Source organism: Mycetocola sp. Y444, assembly GCF_059445295.1.
Genome location: NZ_JCAIUB010000002.1, coordinates 903,377 through 920,457, shown reverse-complemented (window position 1 = coordinate 920,457; position 17,081 = coordinate 903,377). Strand labels below are relative to the sequence as shown.

The following is a 17,081-nucleotide window of genomic DNA, read 5'->3' as shown; positions in this document are numbered from 1 at the left end:
GCAACCCTTTCTGGCCGAGCACCGCGGCGAACAACCATTTCTGGCCGAGCAAAGCCAGCGAACAGCCGTTTGCGGCCGAGCAATGCCACGTTAACGAACGGATGCCCCGCCTCGATTTCTCGAGGCGGGGCATCCGTTATTCAGAAGAGAGCTGCTTAGCCTTCAGCGGGCTGCTCGGCGTGAACGCGAGGAGCCTGCGCGGTGTCGCCACCTTCAGCGGGCTCTTCGGAGTGAACACGCTCAGACTCTTCGGCGACAACCGGCTCAAGCGAGAGCTTGCCGCGGTCGTCGATCTTCGTGATCTGAACGAGGATCTTCTGTCCGACGCCGAGGACGTCTTCGACGTTCTCAACACGCTTGCCACCGGCGAGCTTGCGCACCTCAGAGATGTGCAGCAGGCCGTCCTTGCCCGGGAGCAGCGAGACGAAGGCGCCGAATGTGGCGATCTTCACGACGGTTCCGAGGAACTGCTCGCCAACCTCAGGGTTGGTCGGGTTGGCGATCGCGTTGACCTGGGCACGAGCTGCCTCAGCCGACGGTCCGTCGACAGCGCCGATGTACACGGTGCCGTCTTCTTCGATCGAGATGTCTGCGCCGGTCTCGTCCTGGATGGCGTTGATCGTCTTGCCCTTGGGGCCGATCAGCTCACCGATCTTGTCGACGGGGATGTTGACGCTGATCACGCGAGGCGCGGTCGGTGCCATTTCATCCGGAGCGTCGATCGCGGCGTTCAGGACGGAGAGGATCGTGGTGCGAGCCTCCTTGGCCTGGGTCAGCGCGGCCTTGAGCACGGAGGCGGGGATGCCGTCGAGCTTGGTGTCGAGCTGGATCGCCGTGACGAACTCAGAAGTACCGGCAACCTTGAAGTCCATGTCGCCGAGTGCGTCTTCTGCACCGAGGATGTCGGTGAGAGCCGCGTAGCGGGTCTGACCGTCAACCTCGTCGGAGACGAGGCCCATGGCGATACCGGCAACCGGGGCGCGCAGCGGCACACCGGCGTTGAGCAGCGACAGGGTCGAGGCGCAAACGGAACCCATCGACGTCGAACCGTTGGAGCTGAGAGCCTCAGACACCTGACGGATGGCGTACGGGAATTCCTCGCGGCTCGGAAGAACCGGAACGAGTGCGCGCTCGGCGAGGAAGCCGTGCCCGATCTCGCGACGCTTCGGCGAACCGACGCGGCCGGTCTCACCGGTGGAGTACGGCGGGAAGTTGTAGTGGTGCAGGTAGCGCTTCTTCGTGATCGGGCTCAGTGAGTCGATCTGCTGCTCCATCTTGAGCATGTTCAGCGTGGTGACACCCAGGATCTGGGTCTCTCCGCGCTGGAAGATCGCCGAACCGTGAACGCGAGGAATGACCTGAACCTCGGCGTCGAGCGGACGGATGTCTGCAAGACCACGGCCGTCCATACGGACACCCTCGGTGAGGATGCGGCTGCGGACGATGTCCTTGGTGACGGACTTGTACGCGGCCGACACCTGGTTGTTGGCGTCTGCGGGCAGTTCGCCTGCTTCGACCTTGGCGGCGATGGCAGCCTTGACGCGGTCCTTGAGCTCGTCGTCAGCGTTCTGACGCTCCTGCTTGTCGGCGATCTGGTAGATCGAGGTGAGCTCGGTCTTGGCCAGTTCGGAGACAGCGGCGAGGGTCTCGTCGGTGTACGGGAGGAAGACCGGGTACTCGCGAACTTCCTTGGCAGCCTGTGCGGCGAGCTCGGACTGAGCCTTGACCAGCTGAAGGAGGAACGGCTTCGCGGCGTCGAGGCCCTCGGCGACGACCTCTTCGTTCGGCTTGCGGGCGCCGGCCTGGATGAGGCCCCATGCACCTTCGGTTGCTTCTGCTTCGACCATCATGATGGCGATGTCTTCGTTGCCGTTCTCGTCTGTGACGAGGCGGCCGGCGACGGTGAGGTCGAAGACGGCGTCAGCGAGCTGCGATGCCTTCGGGAATGCGACCCACTGGCCGTTGATGAGGGCGAGACGGATGCCGGCGATCGGGCCCGAGAACGGAAGTCCCGAGATCTGCGTCGACATCGATGCTGCGTTGATCGCCAGGGCGTCGTAGAACTCGTCGGGAGCGATGCTCAGGACGGTGATGACGATCTGGACTTCGTTGCGCAGGCCGGTCACGAATGACGGACGGAGCGGACGGTCGATCAGGCGGCAAACGAGGATGGCCTCGGTGGACGGACGTCCTTCGCGACGGAAGAACGAGCCGGGGATCTTGCCTGCAGCGTAGCTGCGCTCTTCAACGTCCACCGTGAGGGGGAAGAAGTCGAACTGGTCTTTGGGGTGCTTTCCGGCGCTGGTGGCCGAGAGAAGCATGGTTTCTTCATCGAGGTATGCAGCAATGGCACCCTGTGCCTGCTGTGCAAGACGTCCTGCTTCGAAGCGGACTGTGCGCTTTCCGAACTTGCCGTTGTCGAGGACTGCCTCGGCGAACTTGATTTCTGGACCTTCCATAGGTCTCTCCTTACGTTTAGCGCTGCCCCGTGTGGGCGCACGCTCTGCGAGGAGCAGGAACAGGCAGTAAATTCTCAGACCGTGTGGTCTGGCTGATCTCCAGTAGAAAACCGCTCTCACTACCGCCGATACACCGAAGGGAGGAACGTCGGGAAGACCGACGTGAGAGAAATTCACCACCGAGGACCAGCTTCCTGCCGGCCTGCTCCGTTGATGTGGGCCCGATATTGCTATCGAGCCGTGTCCAGCCTAGCAGAGGGCCCCTTTTGTGCGCTGGGAAGTTGCTCATCCCGCGTGTCCATTGGATGAACGGCCGACAGCTCGGTGGCCAGACGGATGCCTCCACCGTCGTCCGGAGCCTCCGATCGAGCCACTACCGAGAGGCATCGACGCGAGAGTACGGTGACTCGCATCACTCTCGCGGCAAGGATGGCACATGGGTACCAGCGCGCAACCGGCGACCTTGATGGCGGTCGCGCTCGACCCCGGCGAGCGCCTCACTCCCCGCCGGATCAGCGTCAGCGAGTTCGAGGCGCTCCAGCCCCGTCACTCGCGAATTCTGCGTGCCGCCCTGGCCATGCGCGGCGGAGTGAGTCTCGCGGTCTGGATCGGTGGTGCGACAGCAGAGATGGACCTGTGGCGTCGCATCCGCATCCGCACGGATGCCGGCGGGTCGACGTACGCCGTGATCGTGCCCCCGTCACTGGGCGGGATGGGGGCACTATCAAGCATCACGCTGGACGCCGTGTGGCTCGACCGCGTCGTGACCTACGCACGACTCCTGCACTCGCGCGGGTTCGACGCCATCGAGTTCGACGTCCTGGCCGGTGCGAGTGCCGGTGGCCTCAACGCCGTGATGTACGCCACAGCGCAGCGCGCGGGTGCCGATGTCGATGCGCTTTTGCCGGTCTGGCGCGACATAGGAAGTGTCTGGCGGCTCCTGCGCCCGCCCGGGTTCGAGCGCGTCGATTCCATCCTGCGCGGTGACGGATACTTCTGGCCCGAACTTAAGGGCGTCCTTCACCGTCTCTATGCCGGCACCGACAATCATCCGTTCCACCGTGCAACCCGCATGGCCGTTGATCTCTCGGCAACGCTCATCGACAACACGGATGCCGCCGCGCGGCCAACTGAGGACGCCAACGGTCATTTCCACTTCGTCGGCAGTGATGACGGTTCGGCGTCAGAGTATGGCCGCGCGATTCCCTCCGGCGACGGGCCGGTGCCGGCAGCCGACCTGGCTCGACTCGCCTACGCCGCGCGCACGACGTCATCGTTTCCGGGCGCGTTCGAGCCTGCGCTCATCTTCTCGAAGTCGACGCGCCTACCCCTCAACGGCCCGTGGGTCCCGGAGGTGGAGAGCATCGATATGACCTTCGCGTTCCACGCACACCGGGACGACTGGTCACATCCGTTTCGCGTCGTCGACGGTGGCGTGCTCGATAACGTTCCGATTGATCGGGCGTTTCGGGCGGTCCGCGGTATGGCCTCGAGGGTCAATGCCACCCGGGCGCTGCTGTACCTCGACCCGAGTCCCCCGACCGAGCCGCTCGCCTCGGTGCGACCGACCCACTACGGGCGGGCGGATGCTGGCTCGGCGCCCGCCGGACCCCACCGGGTGCTCGAGCGGCTGGCTGACAGCCAGTCCCAGTTCCTCTCCGTCATCGTCGCGGCGCTGAGACGACAGGTGATGAGGGAGTCAGGGCCGGAGGAGGAAGACGAAGTCGAGCGGTTCCGCCTCGCCCTCAAACAATCGGAGGGACGGAGCGAGTCCTTCGCCGTTTTCTCCGCAGCGGCCGTTGACGACTACGACCGGGTGGAGGTGCAACGCGCCTACATCCGGTACCGGGCGGCGGCGGATCTGCAGCGGATCACGCTTGTGCTCGCCGATCCCTCGCTGTGGCAGCTCGGCACCAACCTGCCGACGCGGTCCGACTGGCGTGCGCGATCAGCCGAGGAACGTCGCGGACTGGATCACCTTTTCAAGCGCGTCTTCGAAGATCTGTCCGGCGAATCCGAGGCTGGGGAGTTCTTCCGCGCTGTCGTCGTCGGACCACAGGCGCTGCTGGATGCGACGCTGTCGCTGCTCAACTGGGTGCGGGCGCTCGAAAGCGTCGTGGCGACCAGTGATGCGGTCGCCGACATCCGGCTCAGGGTCTACGAGGTCCTCGCACGGGCAACCGACGCGCGGGACCTGTGCCTTCGCGCCGTGCTCGACGACGCCGAGCGACTCGACGCGGCATCGTCGCCCGCCCGGCTGGCCGACACAGTTCTTGCGGCATGGATTCGCGAGAACTCCGCCGCCGTCGGTGCCGTTGCGAGGCACTGGGCCGTCCTCGATGAGTGCCTCGACGCGCTCCGCACCGCGTCGCCCGGCCATGGCGAGACCGGTACTCGCAGCAGCAACGCCGATTCAACCACCAGCACGCACACCGCCCGGGTGTGGGCACATGTGCCCTGGAGCGGGATTCCGATGCGCCGACCGGACTTCACAGCACTCGACCTTGCCCCGTTCCTCGCGGCGGTGGGGATCCCCGAACCCATCTCCGCGCTGGCGTTCTGGCGGATCACCGGGGATGAACCAGCGGCCAGGCCTGGCGACTACACGGCCTTGCTCGAGCGCAAGATGCGGACAGCAACACGCACAGCACTTTCACGCCCGACCAGCGACATCGACCAGGACGTCCTCGCTCGCCTGTTCGGCACACCTCTCACGTCGCGAGACAAGCTCGCCGGCATCGCCGCCGTCAACTTCGGCGGGTTCCTCGCGAGGGGATGGCGCGCGAATGACTGGTGGTGGGGACGACTGGATGCCGCTGCGGGCATGACCCGCTTCGTCGATTCCTATCCGCCGCTCGAACAGGCGGGCAGAAGGAGAACCGCACCGCCATCGATCGACGCCGTGCAGTCCAGTGTGCTGGCGGACGCGGCGGCGAGCCCTGACCGACCTTTTCCGGCGGACCCGGGCGAAACAGCGCCACCACACCAGCTCCGTTCCGCGTTCACCCGCGGCGGAAACACGCTCGGGGATCTCTCGCCTGGGTACCTTCTCGCCGTGCTGTCCCGCAGCATCCGTGTGACATCCCGGGCGATCTCGGGATCAACGTCGACGCCCGGGCGACTGCTCCTCACGCTCCTGCGTCCGCTGGTCGTCTTCGTGCCGCTCGTTGCCACACCGGTCAGGGCGGGAGTCGCTGTGCTGATTCTCGGCGCAACCATCGTTCTGTCAGCATCGTCAACCCCGGTCACCATGAGCGCGCCCGGTGCCGGGACGGTACTGGCGGGAGCCCTCATCCTCGCGGCAATATTCGTTGCACTGGTCGCCGGACTCGGAGTCGCCGTGCACCGTTGGCGACACCTCATCGGTGCCATCGAGAAAGCGGATGGGGCCCGGAAAGCGGATGCCCCACCGAGCCCGAATACCAGAGAGGGCGCGGCTGCCAGAGAGCGGGCGCCCGCCAGCTGGCCGGCGCGTGCGCTGGCGACGGCACACACGCTGCGCACGGCTGCCACCTGGCAGGCGGCGACGTGCGCGGCCGGGTCGTGCACAACCCTGGGGATCGCGGCGTTGCGGCTGGCCGGCAACGGCCTCGGCGCGTCGTTCTGGATCCTCGCCTACGCCGCGGTGATCCTTGCCGCACTGGCACTGCACCTCGCAAGATCGCCGAGTGACAGGGGCACGCCCGCCCTCACCTTCGGCGCCTGCGCCGTTGGTTACGCCGCCTGGATTGCTCTCGTGCTCGCGCTGCCCGGGTTCGTCGCCGACGTCAGTGCCGGCGCCAGCGGAACCGGCGGCATTTTCGGGCTCCCGGCATCCGATTTGGTGATTGTTGTCGGTGTAGCACTGGCCGGCTTCAGCGTCGCTCTCCTGCTGACGGTCGGGTGGCTGCCGGTCAGGGTGCAGCTCCGGCGCACCTGGCTGCTCAACACGGTGACCGTGTCAGCGGTCGCGGGTGCGGCAGCCGCGGCGGTCGTCGTGGTCTCGATGCTGTTGCCCGGCACGAATGCGACGCCGCTTCACGTCGCTGTCACGGTAATCGTGATGGTCTTTGTCTGGGGTCAGCTCGTGTGGTGGCTGCCCGAGATCCCGGAGGGCAGAAGCGACGCCTGGAAAGCGGCCGTCATCCCGGACGCCTTGCGCGATTAGTCGCGGGTGCGGGCCCACCAGGCGCCGACAACGATGAGCAGCACTACGGCGACGAGGGCGATCAGGGCGAACTTGATCGCGGCGGCGAGGAAGGCAAGCGCGATGTTGACGATCCACGATGCAACGACGACAGCGAGAATGACGACGACGATGCCGATCAGGAGGTTCTTTGTGCTGGTCTTCATGGCTCAAGTTGACCACACGATCGTCGTCAACTGCGAACGAGTACTCCGCACCCGTCCTCCCGCGCGGCTCAGCCGGGCTGGAACCCGCCGACCGGGCTCAGCGACGCGTCGAATCCGAACGGGTCGCGAACCTGCCGAGAGCGATCGGATGCCGCAACGAGCGGCACGAGTTCGCTGGCTGCCCTGTCGATCCGGTCTGGCAGGGTCTTCACCGTGTCCGCCCCGCTGCCCCAGTCCTCCGACGCGGCGAAGACGCTCGTCGGGACGACGACGGCATGCAGGTAGGTGAACATGGGGCGAAGCGCGTAGTCCAGGGCGAGGGAATGACGCGCGGTGCCGGCTGTGGCTCCGATGAGCACGGGCATATCGGTGAGTGACCGGTTGTCGAGCACATCGAAGAACGACTTGAACAGGCCGCTGTAGCTCGTCGTGAAGATCGGTGTGACGGCGATCAGGCCGTCGGCACCGGTCACCGCATCAATGACCGCCTCGAGCTTCGGACTGGCGAAGCCGGTCAGCATGTTGTTCATGACGTCGGTGGCGACGTCCCGCAGCTCCACCGTCGTGACCTCGACGTCGACACCCTGTTCCTTCAGTCGCGCCACGGTCGCGTCCGTGAGGCGGTCGGCGAGCATTCTCGTGGATGACGGCTGGCTCAGGCCTGCCGAAACGACGGCGAGTTTCCTGACGGTCATTACTTCACCTCTGAATCGGTGAGAGCCTCGTTGTGAGCCGACGAGCCAGCGGCCTTGAGCGACGAGTGGGTCGGAGCGTCGGGGACGTCGGCCGGACGGTTCTTCGCGAACTCCCTGCGGAGCACCGGCACCACTTCTTCACCGAGCAGGTCGAGCTGCTCGAGCACCGTCTTGAGCGGCAGGCCGGCGTGGTCCATCAGGAACAGCTGGCGCTGGTAGTCGCCGACGTAATCCCTGAAACCGAGCGTCTTGTCGATGACTTCCTGCGGGCTGCCCACCGTGAGCGGGGTCTGGGAGGTGAAGTCCTCGAGGCTGGGGCCGTGGCCGTACACCGGGGCGTTATCGAAGTACGGACGGAATTCGCGGACGGCATCCTGCGAGTTCTTGCGCATGAAGACCTGTCCGCCGAGCCCGACGATGGCCTGGTCGGCGCGGCCGTGACCATAGTGCTCGAACCGCTGGCGGTAGAAGGCAACCATTTTCTGGGTGTGTGACGCTGGCCAGAAGATGTGGTTCGAGAAGAAGCCGTCCCCGTAGAACGCGGCCTGCTCGGCGATTTCCGGAGAGCGGATCGAGCCGTGCCAGATGAACGGAGGCACACCGTCGAGCGGACGCGGAGTGGAGGTGAAGCCCTGGAGCGGAGTGCGGAACTGGCCCTCCCAGTCAACGACGTCCTCACGCCAGAGCCTCCGGAGCAGGGCGTACTTCTCGAGGGCGAGCGGGATGCCCTGGCGGATGTCTTCACCGAACCACGGGTACACGGGGCCGGTGTTTCCACGGCCGAGGGTGAGATCCATCCGGCCGCCGGAGAGGTGCTGGAGCATCGCGTATTCCTCGGCGATGCGCACCGGATCGTTCGTGGTGATGAGTGTCGTTGCGGTCGACAGGATGATGGTCGAGGTTTTGGCCGCGAGGTAGCTGTTGATCGCCACGGGGCTCGACGGGAAGAACGGGGGGTTGTGGTGCTCGCCCATGGCAAACACATCGAGGCCCACCGCTTCAGCGTGCTGAGCGATGGTCAGGACGTCATTGAGGCGCGAGGCGTCTGTGGGGGTGTGACCGGTCGTCGGGTCGGTAGTGATGTCGCCGACGCTGAAGATTCCGAACTGCATTGTGCTTTCCGCCATTGTCTTTTCCAACCAGAGAAGTCATCTATTCGTTTGAATGGATATCGAGTGTAACCGGGTTACGACCGCATTCATTCCCGGCGGGCCTCCAGGGTGACCGGCGCTGGCGCTTAGGGTGGAGGCGTGAGAGCAGTGACCGGCAGCATCCCCAAACCCCGGGTACCGTTCTGGGACAACGCCCGCTTCGCCTGCATCGTCCTCGTCGTGATGGGGCACAGCATCCAGCGGCTCATTTACGATTCGGATGCCGCACTCACCGTTTATCTGTTGATCTACGCCTTCCACATGCCGGCGTTCGCCATCGTCAGCGGGTACTTCACGAAGAGCAGCCCGCCTGGCGCCCGCGAGATGAAACGACTGATCACGGACATCCTTGTTCCTTACGTGATTTTCGAGACCGTGTGGACCCTGGTCCAGTTCCTCGTGGAGGGCAAGCAGGAGCTGAATCCGACGCAGCCGTCGTGGACGCTCTGGTTCCTGCTGGCGCTGGGTATCTTCCGGCTGGTCCTCCCCTACCTGGCGCTGCTGCGCTGGCCGCTCGCCTGGGCACTGATCATCTCCATCGGTGTCGGCTACCTCGACAACGTCGACAGCACGTTCTCGCTGGCGCGGACGCTCGGGATCCTCCCGTTCTTTGTCCTCGGCTGGCAACTGCACAGGTGGAAGCTCGTCGAGCGCTGGCGCGTCGTTGATCGCCAGACGTGGGTGATCCGGGGCGCGGCGATCGCGCTGTTCGCCGCCTGGATCGCCGTGCTCGTGAGTTTCATCGACCTGTGGCGGAGGATCGACCTTCGTTTCTGGTTCTTCTACGACGACTCGTACGCGGGTCTCGGTGAAGCCCAGTGGTGGGGTGGCGCTGTCCGACTCGGCCTCATCGTCCTTGCCACCCTGCTCAGCGCGGCGTTTTTCGTCCTGCTGCCGCGGCACGAGACCTGGATGACCCGGTTTGGCCGGTACACGATGTACGTCTACCTCCTGCATAGTTTCGTGCTCTATCCGCTTCGGGAGAGCGGGGTGCTCCGGCACGAATCGCTGCCGGATGTCTGGCTCGTCGCCATGCTGATCTTTGCCGTCGTTATCTCGGTGGCACTGGCGAGCGCGCCGGTGCGGCGCGTTTTCCGACCCGTGATCGAGCCGAAACCGCGGTGGATTTTTGCGGATCACCGGGATGCCCCGCCCGGACCGTCGCGCCGCGACCCGACGGGGGCCGAGCGGGACCCCGCTCCGGAAGCCAAGCGTCCGCCGACCCCTCCTCGCGAGGGCGCCTGACGCGACGCGGTGGGCGCCTGACGCGACGCGGTGCGTGGAGCGACGGTATTGCAGTGCTCCTGCTACCTGACCGAACCGGCGACCGATCGCTGTCGGACTGGAGTGGACCGCGCCGCACGCTCCTCGCGAAGCCGTCGTGCTTTTCGGGCCGTGAGGAGCAGGCCGACGATCACACCGAGGATCGCACCGACGCTGTTCGCTACCAGGTCCCTCGGGTCGGAGACCCGGCCGGGGATGAAGAGTTGGGCAGTCTCGATAACGACGGTGATGCCGCAGCCGATGGCCATCGCGAGCCACCACAGTCGTCGACCGAAAAGCAGGACGAGGAACAGCCCGATGGGGAAGAACATGGCGATGTTGGCCGCGAACTCGAGGACGTTGTAGGTGATCCAGGAGGTCGCCTCGTACCGGTCGAGTACGCCAAGCGCACGGAAAATCAGTCCGCTGTTGCTGTCGTCGAATGGCTGCGGCCCGAGAGTCACCCAGCAGACAAAGGCCAGGTACGCGCCAGTGAACAGGCCGAGGATCGGGTGACGGTGCAGCATCCGTTCAGTCTGTCCTACTTCTCTGGTGTCCGGATGGACACGAGCAGAGCACTTCCGGGGAATCCCCCGGGAGCGCCCTGCCCGTCACTCCTGGGCGAGGCGACGCTCGGCGTTCTGTTTGCCGAGGACCGAGTGGCTCCGCCCGTAGGCGAAGTAGATAACCAGACCCGCAGCGAGCCAGATGAGGAACCGAACCCAGGTGAGGGTCGTGAGGTTGAACATGAGCCACAGGCAGAGCACCGCCGAGAGGATGGGAAGGAACGGCGAGAGCGGCACGCGGAAGGCCCTCGGCAGGTCTGGCCGCTTCTTGCGGAGGACCACGACGGCGATGCTCACCAGCACAAAGGCGCTCAGGGTGCCGATGTTGATCATCTCCTCGAGGACACCGACATCCGTCAGGCCAGCGAGCAGCGCGACGAGGACGCCGGAAATGATCTGAACCCGGACGGGAGTGCGGCGCTTGTCGCTCGTGACGCTCAGCGACCGCGGCAGCAGGCCGTCGCGGCTCATCGCGAACAGGATCCTCGCCAGACCGAGCAGGAGCACCATGATGACCGTCGTGAGACCCGCGAGGATCCCGACGGAGATCACCTGGGCCGCCCAGTCGGCCCCGACCGCGACGAAGGCGGTGGCGAGCGACGGGTCCTCTGCCTCGGCGAGCGTCGTGTACGGCACCATGCCGGTGAGCACGAGGCTCACCCCGATGTACAGCACGGTAACAATGGCGAGACCACCGAGGATGCCGCGCGGCAGGTTCTTCTGCGGGTCACGCACCTCCTCAGCGCTCGTCGCCACCACGTCGAATCCGATGAAGGCAAAGAAGACCAGGCTGGCTCCGGCGAGGAGGCCGAATACCCCGTACTGTGCCGGGGCTGCTCCGGTGAGGAACGCGAAGAGCGACTGGCTCCAGACGTCACTCGATCCGCCCTCGGTCGGAACCGACTCCGGGATGAACGGTACGTAGTTCTCCGGGCGGATGAAGAACGCGCCGACCACGATGACGAAGAGAACGATGGCGACCTTGATGATTGTGAAGACCGCGCCCACACGGGCCGAGAGCTGGGTGCCGAGCACGAGGAGTGTGGTGAAAATCGCGACGATGATGAACGGGCCCCAGCTGACCTGAAGTCCCGCGAGGTTCAGGGTGTCCGGAACACTCCACCCCCACAGGTCGAAGACAAGGGAGAGGTAGATGCCCCAGTATTTGGCGATGACCGCTGCCGCCGTGAGCATCTCGAGGATCAGGTCCCAGCCGATGATCCACGCGACGAGTTCGCCGAGCGTCGCATAGGTGAACGTGTAGGCAGACCCGGCGACGGGCACCGTCGATGCGAACTCCGCGTAACACATGATCGCCAGGGCACAGGTGAGGGCGGCGAGCAGGAAGGAGAGGCTGACCGATGGTCCTGCATACTGACCCGCTGCACGGGCTCCGACCGAGAAGATTCCGGCTCCCACAGCGACGGCGACGCCCATGACCATGAGATCCCAGGTGCCGAGTGTGCGTTTCAGGCTGCGGTGCTCGAGGTGAGAGTCTGCCAGCGACTCCTCGATGCTTTTGGTCCGCCAAAGGCTCATGTTGCTCTCCCCGTCTGTGTGACCCGAACGGGGCACCTACCGAGAATGCCAGACATCGGCGGCCGCGTCGAGATGAGAGGATCGTGTCCATGACAGAGACCCACGTATCGAACGATCTTGCCGAGACCGCGGCTACCGCCGAGGCAGGGACCGCGCCCGCCACGGAGACCGAGACCACGCCAGCGCCCGCCGCCCCCTGGTGGACCCGCGCCGTCGTCTACCAGGTCTACCCGAGGAGCTTCGCGGATTCCGATGGTGACGGGGTCGGCGACCTCAACGGTATCCGTTCGAAGCTCGACTATCTGGCTGAACTCGGGGTTGACGTCGTGTGGCTCTCGCCGGTGTACCCGTCGCCGCAGCACGACAACGGCTACGACATCAGCGATTACGAAGACATCGAGCCGGTGTTCGGCTCTCTCTCCGACTTCGATGCGCTGGTCGCCGAAGCGCACGATCGCGGCATCCGCATTGTCATGGACCTTGTCGTGAACCACACCAGCGATGAGCACGCCTGGTTCCGCGAGTCGCGGTCCTCCCTCGATAACCCGAAGAGGGACTGGTACTGGTGGCGTAAACCGCAGGACGACGGTAGCGCCCCGAACGGCTGGACGAGCGCGTTCTCGGGCCCGGCGTGGACGCTCGACGAGGAGACCGGCGAGTACTACCTGCACCTGTTCGCGAAGCAGCAGCCGGATCTCAACTGGGAGAACCCCGACGTGCGGCAGGCCGTGTACGCGATGATGCGGCGGTGGCTTGACCGCGGTGTCGACGGGTTCCGGATGGACGTCATCAACCTGATCGCGAAACGGCGCGAACTGATCGACGGGCCGGACCGCGGTACTGGCAGTGGTTTCGCGATGGGACCGCAAATTCACGAGTACCTGAAGGAGATGCACCGCGAGGTCTTTGCCGGGCGCGATGAGATCTACCTCACCGTCGGCGAGATGCCGGGCGTGAGTATCGACGATGCTGCGCTGTTCACCGACCCAACGCAGGGCGAGGTCGACATGGTGTTCCAGTTCGAGCACGTCTCGCTCGACCAGGGTGAGCACAAGTTCGATCCGATCCCGCTCGACCTGGTTGCCCTCAAGACCAATCTGGCCCGCTGGCAGGTCGGCCTCGCCGAGACCGGCTGGAACAGCCTGTATCTCAACAATCACGACCAGCCCCGACTGGTGTCACGCTTCGGCAACGACACCGAGTACCGCTACGAGTCGGCGACGCTGTGGGCCCTTGTGCTGCACCTGCACCGTGGCACGCCCTACATCTACCAGGGCGAGGAGATCGGTATGACGAACGTTAAATTCGAGTCGATTGAGCACTACCGCGATATCGAGTCGCTCAACCACTACCGCGAGGCCGTCGAGGAATTCGACGTGGCACCGTCGAGCGTGTTGAGCGCCGTGCACGCGATGGGGCGCGACAACGCGCGGACTCCCATGCAGTGGGATGGCAGTGAGCAAGCCGGTTTCACGACGGGCACGCCGTGGATTTCGGTCAACCCGAACTATCCGGAGATCAACGCTGAGGCCGACCGCGCGAGCGGCACGAGCGTGTTCGCGTTCTACCAGCGGCTGATCGAGCTGCGGCACACGAATGACACTGTCGCGCTCGGCGACTTCGAACTGCTGGAGCCGTCGCATCCGACGCTGTACGCGTTCATGAGGACATCCGCTTCGGAACGTCTGCTCGTCGTCGCCAACGTGTCGGACGAGCCATTCGACGGCGCACTCCCCCTCGATGTCGCTGCAGCCGAACTCGTGCTGGGCAACTACCCGGTTGACGGTGACCTGCCGCTGCGTCCATGGGAGGCGCGGCTGTACCGGCTCTGACCCCTGGCATCCGCTGGTGCACAAAAAACGGGCCGTTCACCCGAAGGTGAACGGCCCGTTTTCAAGAAGATCGCGTTGTCATCGTCCTGATCAAATCAGGGACCGACGCGGTTCCCGGCTGAAATTAGCGACGGAGGCCGAGACGCTCGATAAGCGAGCGGTAACGGTTGATGTCGACATCAGCGAGGTAACCGAGCAGGCGGCGACGCTGACCAACCAGCAGAAGCAGGCCACGACGTGAGTGGTGGTCGTGCTTGTGCTCTTTGAGGTGTTCGGTGAGATCCTTGATCCGCTGGGTCATCACTGCGACCTGGACCTCGGGGGATCCCGTGTCACCCGGGTGGGTTGCGTACTCTTCGATGATCGCCTTCTTGGCTTCGCCTTCAAGTGCCATAGGTTGATCCCCTTTTCTCTCGTTGCGCGGTGCCCGTCACAGAATGCGTGGGCTCTCTTTATCCGCGGCCGTTTGACGGCAACCTCAAGAGTTTAGCAGGTTTCGCTCGCCGAGTCGGCGCTAGTGTGAACCCACTCGACACGGTACATCCGGGGAGGCCGGGGCCGCGTCCATACCTGCAGCGAAAGGGATGCCATGAGCCACCTTCGGGACACCCTGCGTTCGATTCCGTCATTTCCCGCCGATCTTCCGGTGTTTGACTGGGAACGGGCGCCGGAGCAGCCGGCCGACCTCTTCGCCGAGTGGCTGACCGAGGCTATGGATGCCGGCGTGCCCGCACCACACGCGATGACACTGTCGACGAGCGAGCCCGACGGCCGGGTCACGGCACGAACGCTCGTGCTCAAGGACATCGACGAGCATGGCTGGGTGTTCGCGTCGCGCGATGACAGCCCGAAGGCACGAGACCTCGGTGCGAACCCGTTCGCTGCGCTCACCTTCTTCTGGCCGCAGCTCGGCAGGCAGGTGCGGGTGACCGGTGCCGTGCGGAAGGGGACGCGGGCCGACAGCGAGGAAGACTTCCTGGCGCGGCCGGAGAGCTCGCGTGCCGCTGCCTTTGTTGGGCACCAGAGCGAGCCGCTGGACTCCCCCGAGACCTACCGCGAGGCGCTCGAGGATGCCGTTGCTGCCGTGGCCGGGGACCCCAGGCGGGTCGACCGCAACTGGAGCACGTGGGCTGTGATCGCCGACGAGGTTGAGTTCTGGCAGGCGTCCAGGGACCGCGGACACCTCCGGCTCAAGTACCGCCTGCACGGGCGGTCGTGGGAGCGCGGGCTGCTCTGGCCGTAGCCGGTCCCTCCCACCTCCTGTCGCCCCCCCCTCTCGGGCTTCCACCCGCGATACCGGGTTCCGCACTCCCCCATGGCGCCCCGGGTCCCGCACTCCCCGTGCCGCCGCCCCGCGATGCCCCGGGAGGCGAATGCGGAGGCCCAGGCGGCTAGAACCCGCCGCCCCCACGTTTTTCCTCCCGAAACACACAGGCGGCACACCGACCACCCGCGTCCAACCCACCCGTCCGCCGCCGCCCGCCACGACTCACCGGCGTCCGGGGCTGCCCGGCACGGGCAACATGAGCCGCAGCCGGCACTCGCGACACGAACGGCAGCCAACCGCCGGAACCGGCACCCGGCGCTGCTTCGGGAGGCAAATGCGGAAGCCCGGGCGGCTACAACCCGCCGACCCCACGACTTTCCTCCCGAAACACCGGCTCGCAGGCACTTCCGCCACGCTGGTCCCACAACCCCAGCCACCACGCGTGGGCCGGCGCCCCGCGATGCCCCGGGAGGTGAAGGCGGAAGCCCAGGCGGCTATAGCCCGCCGACCCCACGTTTTTCCTCCCGAAACGCTTCTCGTCGGCACTTCCAGCACGCTGGTGCGGCCTCGTGGCTCGGGCGGGACGCGAACGGCTCCCTCAGGACGATCACCTAGGCCAGACGGGCCTTCCCCCTCGACCGCCGCACTGGCATCCTGACGGCATGGACCCTCGCCTCCACTTCCTCACCGTCGCCGCCGCCGATCTCGACGCCGCCCGCCGCTTCTACGTCGACGGACTCAACTGGGAACCGCTCGTGGACGTTCCCGACGAGATCATCTTCTTCCAGGTCGGCCCCGGGCTCGTACTCGGTCTCTACGACTCCCGCGCGTTCAACCGGGATCTCCTGCTACCCGGAACCGCCGAGCCATCCGGCTTCACCCTGTCGCACAATGTCGACAGCCCAACGCTCGTCGACGAAACCATCGAAGCGCTCCTCAGCGCGGGCGGGACGCTGCTGAAAAGGCCGCAGTTCGCGGCGTTCGGCGGCTACCACGGCCACATCACCGACCCGAACGGCGTGGTGTGGGAGATCGCGCACAACCCGGCCTGGAGCATCGACGAAACGGGCGCTGTCCTCCTCGGCGAATGAACACTTCACGAGAAAATCCACACTGTCAACGGATGCCGTCAGTGCCTAAACTGAAACGGTTGAAATCCAGCGTGAGGACCACAATGAGTTCTGAGAATCCGACACCGGATGCCGATGAGGCCGCAGACCGCGCCGAGGAAACGAAGCGCAAGTTCCGCGAAGCTCTCGAACGCAAGAAGGCGCAGTCGCAGGGCAAGGGCACCGATCACCTCGACGGTGACTCAGCCATCCACGGCGTGCACGGGCCAGCGACGCACCAGCGCGACTTCCGCAGGAAGACCGGCTAGCGGCGCCTCCCATCTCCCATCGAGTCAGCGCGAGAGTGCCGACTCACGCACGGTTGATGGCGAGACTGTCGATGGCGAGACTGTAGATCGCAAGGTCGAGCCGTCTCTCCCCGAGCACGAGCGCCCGCTCCACAACACCCTCGAGCTCAAAACCCAGGCGCTCTGCGAGTCGGCAACTGCGCTCATTCGAGGCTGCCGTGCGAATTTCGACCCGTCGCATGCCCTGCTCGGCGAGGTGTTCCACAAGCGCGGAGCAGGCCAGGAACGCAACGCCCTTCCCCTCGACCTCATAATCGAGCCAGTAGCCGAGTTCTGCCTTCCGCGTCACACGGTTCAACGCCACAGAAACTGCACCGACCATCTCATCCCCACGGAAAATGACGGTCGGCACGATGGTTCCCCGAGAGAAACCCTCGAGCTGATATTGCGTGAAGGCCCCGAGAGTCTCGCGTGTCTGATCGGCGAGCGCCCACGGTTCCCACGCTCGCAGCCGTGAGAGGTTCTTCTCGATCAGGCGGAGCATCCCCTCATCGGTCGCCCTCGTGCGAAGACCCAGCCGATAGCCGTCGCCGAGATCACGCTCGAAGTGCATCACGACT

Annotated in this window: 14 protein-coding genes; 6 read left to right on the top strand and 8 right to left on the bottom strand. The window is 65.4% G+C overall.

Annotated elements, in window-relative coordinates:
- Positions 1-155: 155 nt before the first annotated feature.
- The gene (locus tag AC1C2M_RS10965; protein ID WP_483405780.1) at positions 156-2,459 is read right to left on the bottom strand and encodes a polyribonucleotide nucleotidyltransferase; all 2,304 of its coding nucleotides are present in this window, start codon (positions 2,457-2,459) and stop codon (positions 156-158) included.
- A gap of 436 nt (positions 2,460-2,895) precedes the next feature.
- Between AC1C2M_RS10965 and AC1C2M_RS10960 the strand changes: the two genes are divergently transcribed.
- A complete protein-coding gene (locus AC1C2M_RS10960; protein ID WP_495436404.1) occupies positions 2,896-6,606 on the top strand; it encodes a DUF3376 domain-containing protein in 3,711 nt (1,236 codons plus the stop codon).
- Here AC1C2M_RS10960 and AC1C2M_RS10955 read toward each other — a convergent pair.
- The 3 genes from AC1C2M_RS10955 to AC1C2M_RS10945 form a co-directional block, all read right to left on the bottom strand.
- Positions 6,603-6,791: a hypothetical protein gene (locus AC1C2M_RS10955; protein WP_483405778.1), complete on the bottom strand. Its 189-nt coding sequence runs from the start codon at positions 6,789-6,791 to the stop codon at positions 6,603-6,605. The genes AC1C2M_RS10960 and AC1C2M_RS10955 overlap by 4 nt on opposite strands.
- Positions 6,792-6,859: 68 nt before the next feature.
- Positions 6,860-7,486: an FMN reductase gene (locus tag AC1C2M_RS10950; protein ID WP_495436402.1), complete on the bottom strand. Its 627-nt coding sequence runs from the start codon at positions 7,484-7,486 to the stop codon at positions 6,860-6,862.
- The gene (locus AC1C2M_RS10945) at positions 7,486-8,598 is read right to left on the bottom strand and encodes an LLM class flavin-dependent oxidoreductase (protein WP_495436510.1); all 1,113 of its coding nucleotides are present in this window, start codon (positions 8,596-8,598) and stop codon (positions 7,486-7,488) included. The genes AC1C2M_RS10950 and AC1C2M_RS10945 overlap by 1 nt, the downstream gene beginning before the upstream one ends.
- A gap of 138 nt (positions 8,599-8,736) precedes the next feature.
- Between AC1C2M_RS10945 and AC1C2M_RS10940 the strand changes: the two genes are divergently transcribed.
- Entirely contained in the window at positions 8,737-9,882 is a 1,146-nt protein-coding gene (locus AC1C2M_RS10940; protein ID WP_495436400.1) for an acyltransferase family protein, read from the top strand.
- Between the two features lie 62 nt (positions 9,883-9,944).
- On the opposite strand, the gene AC1C2M_RS10935 is transcribed toward AC1C2M_RS10940, so the two are convergent.
- Positions 9,945-10,427 (bottom strand): VanZ family protein, encoded by a 483-nt coding sequence (locus AC1C2M_RS10935; protein ID WP_483405775.1) that lies wholly within the window; start codon positions 10,425-10,427, stop codon positions 9,945-9,947.
- An 84-nt stretch (positions 10,428-10,511) separates the two neighbouring features.
- Entirely contained in the window at positions 10,512-12,005 is a 1,494-nt protein-coding gene (locus AC1C2M_RS10930) for an amino acid permease (protein ID WP_483405774.1), read from the bottom strand.
- An 89-nt stretch (positions 12,006-12,094) separates the two neighbouring features.
- Here AC1C2M_RS10930 and AC1C2M_RS10925 point away from each other — a divergent pair, with 89 nt between their 5' ends.
- A complete protein-coding gene (locus tag AC1C2M_RS10925; RefSeq protein WP_495432998.1) occupies positions 12,095-13,837 on the top strand; it encodes a glycoside hydrolase family 13 protein in 1,743 nt (580 codons plus the stop codon).
- A 124-nt stretch (positions 13,838-13,961) separates the two neighbouring features.
- Here the strand turns inward: AC1C2M_RS10925 and rpsO are convergent, their stop codons facing one another.
- Positions 13,962-14,231 (bottom strand): 30S ribosomal protein S15, encoded by a 270-nt coding sequence (rpsO, locus tag AC1C2M_RS10920; RefSeq protein WP_108390576.1) that lies wholly within the window; start codon positions 14,229-14,231, stop codon positions 13,962-13,964.
- 195 nt (positions 14,232-14,426) lie between these two features.
- On the opposite strand from rpsO, the gene AC1C2M_RS10915 reads away from it, so the two are divergent.
- From AC1C2M_RS10915 to AC1C2M_RS10905, 3 genes are all read left to right on the top strand, one after another.
- Positions 14,427-15,080: a pyridoxine/pyridoxamine 5'-phosphate oxidase gene (locus AC1C2M_RS10915; RefSeq protein WP_495436398.1), complete on the top strand. Its 654-nt coding sequence runs from the start codon at positions 14,427-14,429 to the stop codon at positions 15,078-15,080.
- A gap of 686 nt (positions 15,081-15,766) precedes the next feature.
- Positions 15,767-16,195: a VOC family protein gene (locus AC1C2M_RS10910; RefSeq protein ID WP_495436396.1), complete on the top strand. Its 429-nt coding sequence runs from the start codon at positions 15,767-15,769 to the stop codon at positions 16,193-16,195.
- A gap of 83 nt (positions 16,196-16,278) precedes the next feature.
- Positions 16,279-16,482: a DUF5302 domain-containing protein gene (locus AC1C2M_RS10905; protein ID WP_495436394.1), complete on the top strand. Its 204-nt coding sequence runs from the start codon at positions 16,279-16,281 to the stop codon at positions 16,480-16,482.
- A gap of 43 nt (positions 16,483-16,525) precedes the next feature.
- On the opposite strand, the gene AC1C2M_RS10900 is transcribed toward AC1C2M_RS10905, so the two are convergent.
- On the bottom strand, positions 16,526-17,074 hold the full coding sequence (locus AC1C2M_RS10900; protein ID WP_495436508.1) for a GNAT family N-acetyltransferase: 549 nt from the start codon (positions 17,072-17,074) through the stop codon (positions 16,526-16,528).
- Positions 17,075-17,081 lie beyond the last annotated feature (7 nt).

What these genes read in the sequence shown, in the direction of transcription:
- AC1C2M_RS10965 (WP_483405780.1), bottom strand. Translation starts at nt 2,459, where the DNA reads ATGGAAGGTCCAGAAATCAAGTTCGCCGAGGCAGTCCTCGACAACGGC.
- AC1C2M_RS10960 (WP_495436404.1), top strand. Translation starts at nt 2,896, where the DNA reads ATGGGTACCAGCGCGCAACCGGCGACCTTGATGGCGGTCGCGCTCGAC.
- AC1C2M_RS10955 (WP_483405778.1), bottom strand. Translation starts at nt 6,791, where the DNA reads ATGAAGACCAGCACAAAGAACCTCCTGATCGGCATCGTCGTCGTCATT.
- AC1C2M_RS10950 (WP_495436402.1), bottom strand. Translation starts at nt 7,486, where the DNA reads ATGACCGTCAGGAAACTCGCCGTCGTTTCGGCAGGCCTGAGCCAGCCG.
- AC1C2M_RS10945 (WP_495436510.1), bottom strand. Translation starts at nt 8,598, where the DNA reads ATGCAGTTCGGAATCTTCAGCGTCGGCGACATCACTACCGACCCGACG.
- AC1C2M_RS10935 (WP_483405775.1), bottom strand. Translation starts at nt 10,427, where the DNA reads ATGCTGCACCGTCACCCGATCCTCGGCCTGTTCACTGGCGCGTACCTG.
- AC1C2M_RS10930 (WP_483405774.1), bottom strand. Translation starts at nt 12,005, where the DNA reads ATGAGCCTTTGGCGGACCAAAAGCATCGAGGAGTCGCTGGCAGACTCT.
- AC1C2M_RS10925 (WP_495432998.1), top strand. Translation starts at nt 12,095, where the DNA reads ATGACAGAGACCCACGTATCGAACGATCTTGCCGAGACCGCGGCTACC.
- rpsO (WP_108390576.1), bottom strand. Translation starts at nt 14,231, where the DNA reads ATGGCACTTGAAGGCGAAGCCAAGAAGGCGATCATCGAAGAGTACGCA.
- AC1C2M_RS10915 (WP_495436398.1), top strand. Translation starts at nt 14,427, where the DNA reads ATGAGCCACCTTCGGGACACCCTGCGTTCGATTCCGTCATTTCCCGCC.
- AC1C2M_RS10910 (WP_495436396.1), top strand. Translation starts at nt 15,767, where the DNA reads ATGGACCCTCGCCTCCACTTCCTCACCGTCGCCGCCGCCGATCTCGAC.
- AC1C2M_RS10905 (WP_495436394.1), top strand. Translation starts at nt 16,279, where the DNA reads ATGAGTTCTGAGAATCCGACACCGGATGCCGATGAGGCCGCAGACCGC.
- AC1C2M_RS10900 (WP_495436508.1), bottom strand. Translation starts at nt 17,074, where the DNA reads ATGCACTTCGAGCGTGATCTCGGCGACGGCTATCGGCTGGGTCTTCGC.